This window comes from Alkalibacillus filiformis (assembly GCF_030814115.1).
Classification (GTDB): domain Bacteria; phylum Bacillota; class Bacilli; order Bacillales; family Alkalibacillaceae; genus Alkalibacillus; species Alkalibacillus filiformis.
Genome location: NZ_JAUSUP010000011.1, coordinates 26,109 through 38,562 on the forward strand (window position 1 = coordinate 26,109; position 12,454 = coordinate 38,562).

Annotated in this window: 15 protein-coding genes; all 15 read left to right on the plus strand. The window is 36.5% G+C overall.

Annotated elements, in window-relative coordinates; all coding sequences use genetic code 11:
- The first annotated feature begins 63 nt into the window (after positions 1–63).
- Positions 64–828: a TatD family hydrolase gene (locus J2R98_RS12210; RefSeq protein ID WP_307069385.1), complete on the plus strand. Its 765-nt coding sequence runs from the start codon at positions 64–66 to the stop codon at positions 826–828.
- Between the two features lie 209 nt (positions 829–1,037).
- A complete protein-coding gene (locus J2R98_RS12215; RefSeq protein ID WP_307069388.1) occupies positions 1,038–2,246 on the plus strand; it encodes a resuscitation-promoting factor in 1,209 nt (402 codons plus the stop codon).
- Positions 2,247–2,378: 132 nt separating this feature from the next.
- Positions 2,379–2,939 carry a ribonuclease M5 gene (gene rnmV, locus J2R98_RS12220; RefSeq protein WP_307069390.1) on the plus strand — a complete coding sequence of 187 codons (561 nt, stop codon included), beginning with the start codon at positions 2,379–2,381 and terminating at the stop codon, positions 2,937–2,939.
- The gene (rsmA, locus tag J2R98_RS12225) at positions 2,936–3,814 is read left to right on the plus strand and encodes a 16S rRNA (adenine(1518)-N(6)/adenine(1519)-N(6))-dimethyltransferase RsmA (RefSeq protein ID WP_307069392.1); all 879 of its coding nucleotides are present in this window, start codon (positions 2,936–2,938) and stop codon (positions 3,812–3,814) included. The genes rnmV and rsmA overlap by 4 nt, the downstream gene beginning before the upstream one ends.
- Positions 3,815–3,917: 103 nt before the next feature.
- Positions 3,918–4,811: a sporulation peptidase YabG gene (gene yabG, locus J2R98_RS12230; RefSeq protein WP_307069394.1), complete on the plus strand. Its 894-nt coding sequence runs from the start codon at positions 3,918–3,920 to the stop codon at positions 4,809–4,811.
- A gap of 209 nt (positions 4,812–5,020) precedes the next feature.
- Entirely contained in the window at positions 5,021–5,275 is a 255-nt protein-coding gene (veg, locus tag J2R98_RS12235; protein ID WP_307069395.1) for a biofilm formation stimulator Veg, read from the plus strand.
- A 122-nt stretch (positions 5,276–5,397) separates the two neighbouring features.
- Positions 5,398–5,577 carry a small, acid-soluble spore protein, alpha/beta type gene (locus J2R98_RS12240; RefSeq protein ID WP_307069396.1) on the plus strand — a complete coding sequence of 60 codons (180 nt, stop codon included), beginning with the start codon at positions 5,398–5,400 and terminating at the stop codon, positions 5,575–5,577.
- Between the two features lie 143 nt (positions 5,578–5,720).
- Positions 5,721–6,569: a 4-(cytidine 5'-diphospho)-2-C-methyl-D-erythritol kinase gene (gene ispE, locus J2R98_RS12245; protein WP_307069398.1), complete on the plus strand. Its 849-nt coding sequence runs from the start codon at positions 5,721–5,723 to the stop codon at positions 6,567–6,569.
- Positions 6,570–6,633: 64 nt separating this feature from the next.
- Positions 6,634–7,449 (plus strand): pur operon repressor, encoded by an 816-nt coding sequence (purR, locus tag J2R98_RS12250; RefSeq protein WP_307069400.1) that lies wholly within the window; start codon positions 6,634–6,636, stop codon positions 7,447–7,449.
- A gap of 191 nt (positions 7,450–7,640) precedes the next feature.
- Entirely contained in the window at positions 7,641–7,928 is a 288-nt protein-coding gene (spoVG, locus tag J2R98_RS12255; protein ID WP_017186526.1) for a septation regulator SpoVG, read from the plus strand.
- Positions 7,929–8,184: 256 nt separating this feature from the next.
- The gene (gene glmU / locus J2R98_RS12260; RefSeq protein WP_307069403.1) at positions 8,185–9,558 is read left to right on the plus strand and encodes a bifunctional UDP-N-acetylglucosamine diphosphorylase/glucosamine-1-phosphate N-acetyltransferase GlmU; all 1,374 of its coding nucleotides are present in this window, start codon (positions 8,185–8,187) and stop codon (positions 9,556–9,558) included.
- Positions 9,559–9,617: 59 nt separating this feature from the next.
- Positions 9,618–10,571, plus strand: a complete 954-nt coding sequence (locus J2R98_RS12265; protein WP_307069405.1) for a ribose-phosphate diphosphokinase — start codon at positions 9,618–9,620, stop codon at positions 10,569–10,571.
- 138 nt (positions 10,572–10,709) lie between these two features.
- Complete coding sequence (locus tag J2R98_RS12270; protein ID WP_307069407.1) at positions 10,710–11,366, plus strand: 50S ribosomal protein L25/general stress protein Ctc; 657 nt, start codon at positions 10,710–10,712, stop codon at positions 11,364–11,366.
- Positions 11,367–11,505: 139 nt separating this feature from the next.
- On the plus strand, positions 11,506–12,072 hold the full coding sequence (gene pth, locus J2R98_RS12275) for an aminoacyl-tRNA hydrolase (RefSeq protein ID WP_307069409.1): 567 nt from the start codon (positions 11,506–11,508) through the stop codon (positions 12,070–12,072).
- Between the two features lie 120 nt (positions 12,073–12,192).
- Positions 12,193–12,423, plus strand: coding sequence for an anti-sigma-F factor Fin (locus J2R98_RS12280; protein WP_307069410.1), 231 nt, complete (start codon positions 12,193–12,195; stop codon positions 12,421–12,423).
- Positions 12,424–12,454: the final 31 nt, after the last annotated feature.

Genomic DNA, 12,454 nt, shown 5'->3' on the forward strand with positions numbered 1-12,454 from the left:
AACAAAAAGGGGGACGGAGTTTTACGTTCCCTTTTGTCTTGTATAACTAGAGGAGTGGATATAATGTTATTTGATACACATGTACACTTAAATGCTGATCAATTTAATGAAGATCGTGACGAAGTAATCCGACGTGCGCAAGATGAAGGTGTTACACAAATGGTTGTTGTAGGATTCGACCGCAAAACGATCCCATTAGCTATTGAGATTGCTGAAAACTATGATTTCATCTATGCAGCGGTAGGATGGCACCCAGTCGACGCAATTGATATGACTGATGAAGATTTGAACTGGATTGAAAAACTTAGTCGTCATGAAAAAGTCGTCGCAATTGGTGAAATGGGTCTAGACTATCATTGGGATAAATCACCTAAAGATATACAAAAAGATGCATTTCGCAAACAAATTGCACTAGCCAAACGTGTTAACATGCCGATCATTATTCATAATAGGGAAGCAACCGAAGATATCGTTGAAATTTTACAAGAAGAAAATGCGGAAGAAGTTGGCGGTATTATGCATTGTTATAACGACAATGTTGAATACGCGAAGAAGTGTTTAGATATGGGCTTTCATATTTCTTTAGGTGGTCCAGTTACTTTTAAGAATGCAAAAGATCCTAAAGTCGTGGCGCAAGAAGTGCCGCTTGAGAAATTATTAATTGAAACGGATTGTCCATTTTTAGCACCGCATCCAAACCGTGGCAAACGAAATGAGCCGGCGTACGTAAAGCTAGTCGCTGAAAAAATTGCAGAATTAAAAGATTTATCAGTAGAAGAAGTAGCAAAGCAAACGAATGAAAATGCTAGACAATTATTTAAAATCTAGTTCAAGTGCAGTCATAAAAATATATGAACTACGTACGTATAGTAGAGGCCTGTTTTGGTTATGATGGCATGTAGGCACCTGCTTTAGTCTATTATTCTATGGCTAAAGAACTAGTCTGTAATAAATATGTAATATTCTCTTAAACAAATATTATTTGACTTATGTCTATACGGTGCCTATAATCAGATGCGTACAGAGGAGGCATTTTTATGGTAGGTACAGAACAGGCGAAAAAGGGTTTGAGTCGTTTTGGTTTTAAGCAAATAGCCCTAACCTTGTTCGCAACAATTTTAGTTTTAGCCTCAATTACTTTCTTTGTCTATGACTCTATGAGGGCTGAAGTAACTGTTGTGTTAGACGATGAAGAACAAACAGTTGTGACTACAGCAAATACAGTAGATGAGTTGTTAGATGAACTTGATGTTAAAGTCGGTAAACATGATCATCTATCTGTAAATGTCGATGCTGAATTAGAAGATGGTATGGACATTACTTATGAACAGGCAAGAGAAGTTATTGTAACAGTGGACCAACGTACAGAACATTACTATACAACAGAAAATACAGTAGAAGACTTTTTAAATAATAAAAATATTGAATTATCAGAGCATGATCAAATGTCAGTTTCTTTAAACGATTCGGTTCATGATCAGATGCACATAGCTATTAACACAGCTTTTGAAGTAAAAATTGTAGATGGTGGCGAAGAAGAGACGAAGGTTGTCACAAACCAGACGGTCCAAAATTTACTTAATCAAGAAGGAATTGAGTTAAGTGAACATGATCAGTTAAACGTTGAACCGTCACAAATGGTTAGAGACAAACGTGATATTGAAATCGTGCGTGTGTCTATAGACTATGAAACAGTTGAAGAAAGTGTTCCATATACAACGGAGACACGTGAAGACGATTCAATGTTACAAGGTAAAAGTGAAGTTGTTCAATTAGGTGAAGAAGGTAAAAAAGTTCAAGAGTACGAAGTCGTAAAAGAAAACGGTGAAGTCGTATCTCGAGAACTTGTGGATGAAGAGATTGTAGAAGAAAGTGTTAACCGTGTTGTAATGGAAGGAACGAAAGAAGAAGTTCAACTGGCATCTTCATCATCTGGTGAATTTCAACAGTTTACGTCAACGAAGTATACGGCTAACTGTCCATCAGGTTGTACTGGCGTTACAGCAACTGGTGTAGATGTGCGCAACTCAATTTATTACAACGGCATGCGCGTCATTGCAGTTGATCCTAGTGTTATTCCACTTTATTCTATTGTTGAAGTGAAAACACCTAGCGAAACATTTACGGCTATTGCACTTGATACAGGTGGCGCCATTGTCGGAAACAAGATTGATATTTTGGTTGATTCGCGTAGTGAAGCGATGAATTGGGGTCGTCGAACAGTTCAAGTTCGAGTAATTGATTAAGATAATTTTTTCGATTTATAGATAATCCTGCTATACTATAATAACGTATAGTAAGGGTTATCTTTTTATTTTGGTTAACTATAGTTATTTACATAAATGAATTAGACTTAAATTAAGAAAGGAAGCATCTGTTTGAAAATAAATGAAGTAATTGTCGTTGAAGGTAAAGACGATACAGTTCGAATTAAACTAGCTGTCGATGCTGATACAATTGAAACAAACGGTTCAGCGATAAATGAAGCAACGATAGAACAAATTAAGCACGCAAAAGAAAAACGCGGTGTGATTGTATTTACTGACCCTGACTATCCTGGAGAGAGGATAAGAAGAATGATTGATGAACACGTGCCAGGCTGTAAACATGCCTTCTTACCTCGAGGACAAGCTAAAGGTAAAAAAGGGTTAGGTGTAGAACATGCTAAGGTTGAAGACCTTAAACGAGCGCTAGAAGCAGTATATGAAGTTAAAGAGACGAAACATACTAATATCATATGGAAGCCATATTTAGTCCAATACGGCTTAATTGGTGGAAATAAAGCTAAACAAAGGCGTGAACAACTAGGACACTTACTAAAAATTGGATACGCTAATGCCAAACAATTAGAAAAAAGATTAAACATGTTTCAAATTGAAATATCAACTCTAGAGCAAGCTATGGAAAAGATCTATGAAGAGGAGCGAACGAGTGAATGAAGCCGATTGCAACAATTACAAGAACGAAAGCAATCATGGAAAGGCATAACTTATCCTTTAAGAAAAGCTTAGGTCAAAATTTCTTAATTGATGTAAATATACTAGAAAACATTGTATCAAAAGCAGACGTTGATGAAGATTGTATTGTCATTGAGGTTGGACCAGGAATTGGTGCATTAACAGAACAAATAGCGAAGAAAGCTAAACACGTTTATGCTTTTGAAATTGATGGACGTCTAATTGATGTTTTAGAGGACACGTTATCGCCTTATCATAATGTTACAGTCTATCAGCAAGATATTTTAGAAGTGGATTTACAAAGCTTCATTGAAGAACATGTGAAGCAAGGTGAGAAAGTTAAAGTTGTAGCCAACTTGCCTTATTATATTACAACACCTATTTTGATGAAGTTGTTAACAAGCCATTTACCAGTTGACTCAATTACTGTCATGATGCAAAAAGAAGTAGCAGCAAGGATGTCAGCAGATCCAAATAGTAAAGATTACGGTTCATTATCGATTGCTGTTCAATATTATACAACTTCAAAAGTTGTAATGAATGTTCCTAAAACGTGTTTTATGCCTCAGCCCAATGTTGATTCGGCCATTTTGCAGTTAAATGTTCGTTCACAACCTAAAGTTCATGTTGAGCATGAGGGCCTTTATTTTGAGATTGTTCAAGCTAGTTTTGGTCAAAGACGTAAAACGTTAAAGAACAACTTAAAGAGAGCTTTTAGCGATGAAATAGATGGTGAAACGTTAGATGGATTATTTAAAGAGGCGAGTATTGATCCATCACGTCGAGGAGAGTCGTTAAGCTTAGAAGAGTTTGCAGAGCTGGCTAATGTGTTTAATCATTATGTAACTCGTTCTTAACTCGCCTTTATTCGGTGAGTTTTCTTTTATTAAGGCTTATGCACAATTTGTTCACTTTCACAATACGTTATAAGAGAAGGTTATTAGTGAAAGGGAGAACGAGATGAATTGGCATAGAGGAGAAATTGTGACAAGACACTCTTATGGTCATGACTTGTTATTTCGAATACAAAAAGTCCATAACAACCAAGCAATCATCTATGGGGAGAATTTTCGCTTAGAAGCAGATGCTCCGTTAGATGATCTAAAACGTGTACAAAATGATGAGAGACACGAAATTGAACGACAAGTACGCCAAAAAGAAGCAACGTCCTATCGTATGTTTAGACAGGATTATTATTTACGTTCATTCCGTGATTATGCGCAACCAACTTCTGTCAAAGAAGAGGACGTAGCGCAATTTCAGTTATGTCCAAAAGTGCTTCATATTGATGGAGATGCTTTGTTTTTGAAAAAATGTGTCATGCTTTATAAAAGACTTGGTTTACAGGTGCATGGAATTCATGTGGAAGAGTCAGAAATGCCTTTAAAAGTTAGAGAACTGATGGAAAAAGTACAACCAGATATTTTGGTTATTACAGGTCATGACTCATACTCTAAGCAAAAAGGTGAAGAACATGATATTAGAGCTTATCGTAATAGTAAGTATTTCGTTGAGTCTGTTAGAGAAGCTAGAAGGGTCGAACCAAGTCTTGATCAATTAGTGATCTTCGCAGGTGCATGCCAGTCTCACTTTGAGTCACTTATTAAAGCTGGAGCCAATTTTGCGAGTTCTCCAACGAGAATTAATATTCATGCGTTAGATCCAGTTTATGTAATTGCTAAAATTGGTTATACATCTTTTATGGAAAAGGTTAACTTGCATGATGTCATTAATAAAACCATTACAAGAGAGAAGGGAATAGGCGGAATTGAAACTCGAGGCTTATTTAGAATTGGTTTGCCATACATGAAAGGTCTACCAGTTACAAATGAGAAATCAAAAGAAAGTGATTAAAATTAAACACCGTATACATGCGGTGTTTTTTATTTGTCAAAATAACATTGTTGAAAATTGTATATTTATGTATGATAACGTCTTTTTAGGTAATGTTAAGAAAAGGAATGGATATTTTATTGACATTGTAACTGTTAAATTGTTATAATGAAAAATTTTTGACTTTACGGCTTAAATATGGTATATTATTGACAGTGAGGTGGAGTCTAGTGGGCAAGACATTGGGTGAAATTAAACAAGCATTAGATGTAAAGATTGGTCAACGTTTAACGCTAGAAGCTAATGGCGGACGTCGTAAAACCATTGAGCGTTGCGGAGTCTTAGCGGAAACATATCCATCAGTTTTTGTTGTTGAACTCGACCAAGACGAGCATTCGTTTGAGCGCGTATCTTATAGTTACGCGGACGTATTGACTGAAACGGTCAAAATTACCTTCACAGATGAAATCACCAAGATGGCATAATCCTGTAGTATCTACTGCATTACTTCTTTTTGCTAACATCCTCAACACTTTCCATGTTTTAGTTTCTCAAAAGTACATATAATAAGTGTGTCGTAAAAAACGACAAAAGGAGTTGTGGTCCGTTGAGTAGACGTAAAGGCATTATGTCTGATCGTTTTAAAGAGGAGATCGCAAAGGAGTTAGGAATTTACGACACGGTACAAAGAGAAGGTTGGGGCGGGATTAAATCTCGCGATGCAGGTAACATGGTAAAAAGAGCAGTTGAGATGGCACAAGAACAAATGGAAAAGGGCCAACGTTAACGTTGGACATAGTAAAAAGTAGGTCTTTTTTTAAAGGCCTACTTTTTTTACACTTTAAAGAGTTACATTACATTAATTTAGTTGAGCGGACACATGATGATTATGATACAATCACGGTGATAACAATTACAGTAGGTGAAAATATGATTTATGAAAAAGCGCCAGCAAAAATTAATTTAACTTTAGATATATTACATAAACGAGAAGATGGATTCCATGAAGTTGAAATGATTATGACGTCGATTGATTTGTCAGACCGATTATTCTTTGAAGAATTGACTAGAGATGAAATTGTTATTGATTCAGAAAATCGGTACGTTCCTAATGATCATCGAAACTTAGCGTATCAAGCTGCTAAAGTTTTTAAGAAACAATGTGGAATTCGATCAGGAGTTAAAGTTGATATTGATAAAAACATTCCTGTAGCTGCAGGTTTAGCCGGGGGCAGTAGTGATGCAGCAGCAACTATTAGAGGGTTAAACCGTTTGTTTGCAACTGGCCTTTCAAACGCACAGATGGAAAAGATGGCTGAGCAAATTGGCTCTGATGTGCCGTATTGTATTCAAGGTGGTACTCAACTGGCAAAAGGACGTGGTGAAGTGTTGACACCACTTTCACCGTTACCTGCTTGTTACGTCGTATTAGCTAAGCCGAAAATCGGAGTATCAACGAAAGAGGTTTACGGACGAGTTGATTTAAATAATATGATTCACCCTAACAATGAACAAGCTATTAAAGCATTGGAAAATCAAGACTTTCAAGCAGTGTGTGAGCAAATGGGAAATGTTTTGGAGCCTATAACAATGAACATGCATAAAGAAATTAGTCCAATTAAAGAGCAAATGGAGAACGCAGATGCTGACGGGGTTTTGATGAGTGGAAGCGGGCCAACTGTATATGCATTAGTAAAGCAACAATCTAAGGCTGAAAGAATTTATAACAGCTTAAAAGGGTTTTGTGAAGAAGTTTATGTCGTCCATTCTTTACGGTAAGTTGGAAATTACAAATAATACATGGTATATTATAGTTCAATATTCGTGTTTTGAGGTGTAGTGAATGAAACGTAGTGAGAGAATAGTAGCGATGACGCATCACTTTAAAGAAAATCCGAGGAAATTAATCTCGCTTCCTTATTTTGTTGATTCTTTTCAAGCGGCAAAGTCATCGGTAAGTGAGGATATAGATATTATTGATGAAATGTTCCAATCATTAGGTATCGGTAGAATTGAAACGACAGCAGGGGCTTCTGGTGGTGTTCGCTATATTCCTGATTTTAACCATAACCAAAGTCGTCAGTTTATTGACCGGTTAATTCATGTATTAGAAGATTCGAAGCGCATTTTACCCGGCGGTTATGTTTACATGAGTGATGTATTAGGCGATTACAACTATATTAGAGAAATAGGTAAAGTGTTTGGAGCTGCTTTTAAAGACGTAGACCTTGATTATATTGTTACAGTAGCGACTAAAGGAATACCCTTAGCTTATGCGGTTGCTGAGGTGTTAAATGTACCAGTCGTCATTATTAGAAGAGACCCTAAAGTGACGGAAGGCTCAACAGTGAGTATTAATTACGTCTCAGGTTCTTCTAGAAAGATCCAAACAATGGCTTTAGCCAAGAGAAGTATTCAAGAAGACTCTAACGTACTTTTAATTGATGACTTTATGAAAGCTGGTGGCACCATTAAAGGGATGGAAAATTTAATGCAAGAGTTTAATGCTACTGTTAAAGGCATTGCTGTTTTAGCTGAAGCTGAAGATGAAGACGAAGAACGGCGTGTAGAAGATTACGTGTCGCTATTAAAAATTCAAGAAGTAAATGAAAGATCTGGTGCTATAAAAGTTGTAACAGGTAATTATTTTAATAGTTAATAAAAGAAGGGGGAAACCTCTCTTTTTTTATAAATAATTTTTGTCACAAAATTATAAAAAAATGAATTTTTTAGAAGGATTTTTGATTCCATTGTTGAAAGGTAATAGAGAGGGTCTTAAAAGCTTAGTTATGAGCTTTTGAGATTTACGACATGTTTTGCAGTTATTTATCTAAAAGGTGGTGAGACATAATGCAAGTAACTGACGTAAGGCTTCGTCGCGTGAATACGGATGGTCGTATGCGAGCAATCGCTTCGATTACATTGGATGATGAATTCGTAGTGCATGATATTCGTGTCATTGATGGTAACAATGGATTATTTGTAGCGATGCCAAGTAAACGAACTCCAGATGGAGAGTTTAGAGACATTGCTCATCCAATTAATTCGGGTACACGTGGTAAAATTCAAGATGCCGTTTTAGAAGAATACCACCGTGTCGGTGAAGAAGTTGAATATGAAGAAGCAGGTGCTTCTTAAAATTTTGAGAGAAGTTCAATCGCCCATGATTGAACTTCTTTTTTATGTTTTACCTATTTTTAAGAGAACTAAACCTCCAATTAGCCGAAATAAAAAGGTTTAATACCTTTTATTAATTAAAGTAAAAAATACCACAACTATTAAGTAGGATTAAGTTGCATGTGCTATCTATTTAAGATATATTCATAATGGATGATTATAAGGATTAAGATAACCTTTTTTGATAAATTTCGCATGATTAGTTGGAGGGAAAATGATGTCAAAACGTTTTGCGGTCGTATTGGCTGCAGGAGTAGGCTCGAGAATGAAATCAAGCCTCTATAAAGTGTTACATCCTGTATGTGGTAAGCCAATGGTTCAACATGTTGTCGACCAACTACATAAATCTCAATTAGATGAAATTGTAACAATTGTTGGTCATGGAGCTGAATCTGTACAAGAGCAGCTAGGTGATCAAACAGCTTATGCCGTTCAGGGGGAACAGTTAGGTACAGGCCATGCTGTACAAATGGCAAGTAGCCAGTTAGAAGGAAAGCAAGGGACAACAGTTGTTGTTTGTGGAGACACACCACTTTTAACTTCTGAAACAATTAGTCAGTTAATGAATCAACATGAACAAGAACAAGCTAAAGTAACGGTTCTTACAACTACGGTCGAGAATCCAACTGGATATGGTCGAATTATTCGTAATGAACAAGGCCATGTCGAAAAAATCGTTGAAGAAAAAGATGCAAATGAAACGGAACAAGCCGTACGAGAAATTAATACAGGAACGTATTGTTTTGACAATGAGTTGTTGTTTGATGCACTAAAACAAGTGTCTAATAACAATGCACAAGGTGAATATTATTTACCGGATGTTTTAGAAATTGCTAACAATCGTGGAGAAAAAGTGGCTGCTTTTCAAACGAATAATGTGAATGAAACAGTAGGTGTAAATGATCGTATAGCCCTTTCTAAAGCAGAAAAATTGTTGAAAGATCGCATTAACGAACACCATATGCGAAACGGTGTCTCAATCGTAGACCCTGACAACACGTATATTGGAGCGGATGTTATAATTGGTACAGACGTTACAATAGAGCCTGGTACACACATTAAAGGTCAGACTCAAATTGGTAACAATACGACAATCGGTCCAAACACAGAAGTTGAAAACTGTGAAATCGGTGAAGGTACAACGATTAAACATAGCGTTGTAACAGACAGTTATGTCGGGGCCAATGTACAAATTGGTCCATTTGCCCATATTAGACCAGAAAGTCATTTAGAAGACGACGTGAAAATAGGCAACTTTGTAGAAGTGAAGAAGACGAGCATGCAAGCGGGTAGTAAAGCTTCTCACTTATCTTACTTAGGTGATGCAGAGATTGGATCAGATGTTAATGTTGGTTGTGGTAGTATTACAGTGAACTACGATGGTCGTTCAAAGCATAAGACCGTTATTGAAGATGGCGCTTTTATTGGCTGTAATTCTAATTTAGTAGCCCCGGTTAAAGTAGAGAAGGGTGCATATGTTGCAGCAGGCTCAACTATTACAAAAAATGTGCCCGAAAAAGCATTATCTATTGCTCGATCTCGTCAAGAAAACAAAGAAGGATATGTGGAACGATTAAATAAACGTTCATAATTTAAGGCTGAAACTAGCCTGAAAATATAACATAATTTTACTGTGGAGGTTCCTGTTCTATGGCTAATCATTACAAAGACCCTTATTTTAAAGTGTTTACATTAAACTCTAACCCTGAATTAGCGCAAGAAATTGCAGATTCTGTTGGTGTTGAATTAGGGAAATGTTCTGTTAAACGCTTTAAAGATGGAGAAGTACAAATTAATATTGAAGAAAGCATTCGTGGTTGTGACGTATTCGTTGTTCAATCAACAAGTAATCCGGTAAACGAGCATTTAATGGAATTGCTCATTATGATTGATGCTTTAAAGAGAGCTTCAGCTCGGACAATAAATATTGTAATGCCTTACTATGGTTATGCAAGACAGGACCGTAAAGCTCGCTCAAGAGAGCCAATTACGTCGAAGCTTGTGGCGGACCTATTAGAAACAGCGGGCGCTGATCGTGTCGTTACAGTAGACTTACACGCAGCTCAAATTCAAGGTTTCTTTAACATTCCAATCGACCACTTAATTGGGGTTCCGACACTATCTGACTACTTCTTAGACAAAGGGTTAGAAGATGTTGTTATTGTTTCCCCTGATCATGGTGGTGTAACGCGTGCTAGACATATGGCGGACCGATTAAAGGCTCCAATTGCGATTATTGATAAACGTCGTCCTCAGCCAAATGTGGCAGAGGTGATGAATATTGTTGGTAATATCGAAGGTAAAACAGCAATTTTAGTTGATGATATTATCGATACTGCGGGTACCATTTCATTAGCTGCCAATGCGATGATCGAAAATGGTGCAAAAGAAGTATATGCTTGTTGTACACATCCAGTGTTATCAGGTCCAGCCATTGAACGAATTGAAAACTCAGCCATTAAAGAATGTGTTGTAACAAATACAATCAAACTATCGGATGACTTAGATACGGATAAAATTGTTACGCTATCAGTTGGTAAGATGGTTGGTGAGTCAATCAAACGTGTTCATGAGCATCGTTCAATCAGTAGTCTATTTGACTAAGAGTTAGTTATTCAAGTTTATTTCACTGCTTAATCTTGTTAAGATTTTCTTCTTTTAAATTTTACTTTTGCGTTTAAAAAGGTATAATAAAGGGTAAGAGTAAATATCAGAGATTTCTTAAAATGGAGGTTGTAACACATGGCAGCAGTAATTCAAGCGAAGGAAAGACCAGACACAAGAAATTCTGTCACTAAAACAATTCGTGCAGAAGGTTTTGTACCTGCAGTCGTATACGGCAAAGGTAAAGAACCAGTAACCATTTCAGTAGAAAGCATGGATTTAGTTAAGAAAGTAAGAGATGAAGGCCGTAATGCGGTATTCTCATTACAAATTGAAGGCGGTAAGTCTTTAGACGCTATGCTATATGATTACCAAAAAGATTCAATTAAACAAGACTTAACTCATATTGATTTCTACCTAGTGGATATGTCTACTGAAGTAGATGTTGAAGTGACAATTAATATTGATGGTGAGTCTAAGGGTGAAAAAGAAGGTGGCGTACTGCAGCAAACGTTGCATACATTAAATATTAGAACAACACCTAATAAGATCCCAGATGAAATTACTATAGCTTCAGCTGAATTAGATATTGGTGACAGTGTTACAGTTGGCGACCTGAAGACAACTCAAGACTATGAAATCCTAGATGATGATGAGTCGACGATTGTGACGGTTTTACCACCACAACAAGCAGATGTTCCTGAAGTAGGCGAAGAAGGAGCAGCTGCAGATGAACAAGCTGAGCCTGAATTAATTAATGATAAATCTGAAGGCGAAGGCGAAAACGAAGAATAATTTGATATTTACTTGAAGTGAACAGATCGAAGTCATACTCAGTTGTGAGCTTCGGTCTGTTTTCTAATTTTAGTGATAAAAGTGATGATTTTGTAGAATCTAATTTTAACAGCATATCGAACTAAAGGAGTTACATATAATGAAGTGCATTGTTGGGTTAGGCAATCCAGGCTTAAGATACAAAAAAACACGACATAATATTGGTTTTCAAGTGATCGACCATATAGCGAAAGAGAATGGTTGGAAGTTTAAGAAAGATAAGTTTAATGCCCATTACATTCAAGAAGTAGTCAATGGAGAGAAAGTATTGTTATTAAAGCCGCAAACCTATATGAATCGTTCAGGTCAATCAGTAAAAGAAGCAACTGATTACTTTAATATCGATGCAGATGATGTATTAGTGATCTATGATGATTTAGACTTACCAACAGGGAAAATAAGACTGCGACAAAAGGGTGGACATGGTGGGCATAACGGAATTAGAGATATAATTGCTCATTTAGACACTAAAGAATTTAATCGAATTCGCTTTGGGATTGGCCGACCTGAAGGTGATGAAAGTGTAACAGATTATGTATTAGACAAATTCTCAAAAGCAGAACAGGCTGATATTACACCGTCTATTGAAAAGTCGAAAGAAGCTTGTGAAGCTTGGTGTGAGAAACCTTTTTTACAAGTGATGAACGATTTCAATCAATCTTATTAGTTGAATAAGGAACCTTTTAATTGGAAAACCTATAACTAGTTTTCACTTCACATAAACTAATTTGTGTCATTTTGCATAACATGAATTAGTTGATATGTGGAAGTTTAAGGAGGTTCCTTTGTGTCAGCAAAAGTGAAATGTCGTCATTGTAGTCGAAACCTCGGTGAGATTGATGACACAAAACAGGTGCAACAATTGGTTCAACAACAGTCGCTAACGCAAGAAGAATTAAATGATATATTACAAGAAGGAGAACAGGGTGAGTTAAATGTTCTTCTCGTATGCGAAGAATGTGAGGAAATACTTTCGCAAAATCCAAGTTTATTTGAGCTAGAAAACTTTATCCACTAACCCGCTTTGGTGAAAGCCAAAGCATTTTTCT

Coding starts and splice junctions, on each gene's coding strand:
- yabG (WP_307069394.1), top strand. CDS start 3,918: ATGAATTGGCATAGAGGAGAAATTGTGACAAGACACTCTTATGGTCAT.
- rsmA (WP_307069392.1), top strand. CDS start 2,936: ATGAAGCCGATTGCAACAATTACAAGAACGAAAGCAATCATGGAAAGG.
- J2R98_RS12265 (WP_307069405.1), top strand. CDS start 9,618: ATGGCTAATCATTACAAAGACCCTTATTTTAAAGTGTTTACATTAAAC.
- glmU (WP_307069403.1), top strand. CDS start 8,185: ATGTCAAAACGTTTTGCGGTCGTATTGGCTGCAGGAGTAGGCTCGAGA.
- purR (WP_307069400.1), top strand. CDS start 6,634: ATGAAACGTAGTGAGAGAATAGTAGCGATGACGCATCACTTTAAAGAA.
- J2R98_RS12215 (WP_307069388.1), top strand. CDS start 1,038: ATGGTAGGTACAGAACAGGCGAAAAAGGGTTTGAGTCGTTTTGGTTTT.
- pth (WP_307069409.1), top strand. CDS start 11,506: ATGAAGTGCATTGTTGGGTTAGGCAATCCAGGCTTAAGATACAAAAAA.
- ispE (WP_307069398.1), top strand. CDS start 5,721: ATGATTTATGAAAAAGCGCCAGCAAAAATTAATTTAACTTTAGATATA.
- J2R98_RS12210 (WP_307069385.1), top strand. CDS start 64: ATGTTATTTGATACACATGTACACTTAAATGCTGATCAATTTAATGAA.
- spoVG (WP_017186526.1), top strand. CDS start 7,641: ATGCAAGTAACTGACGTAAGGCTTCGTCGCGTGAATACGGATGGTCGT.
- J2R98_RS12270 (WP_307069407.1), top strand. CDS start 10,710: ATGGCAGCAGTAATTCAAGCGAAGGAAAGACCAGACACAAGAAATTCT.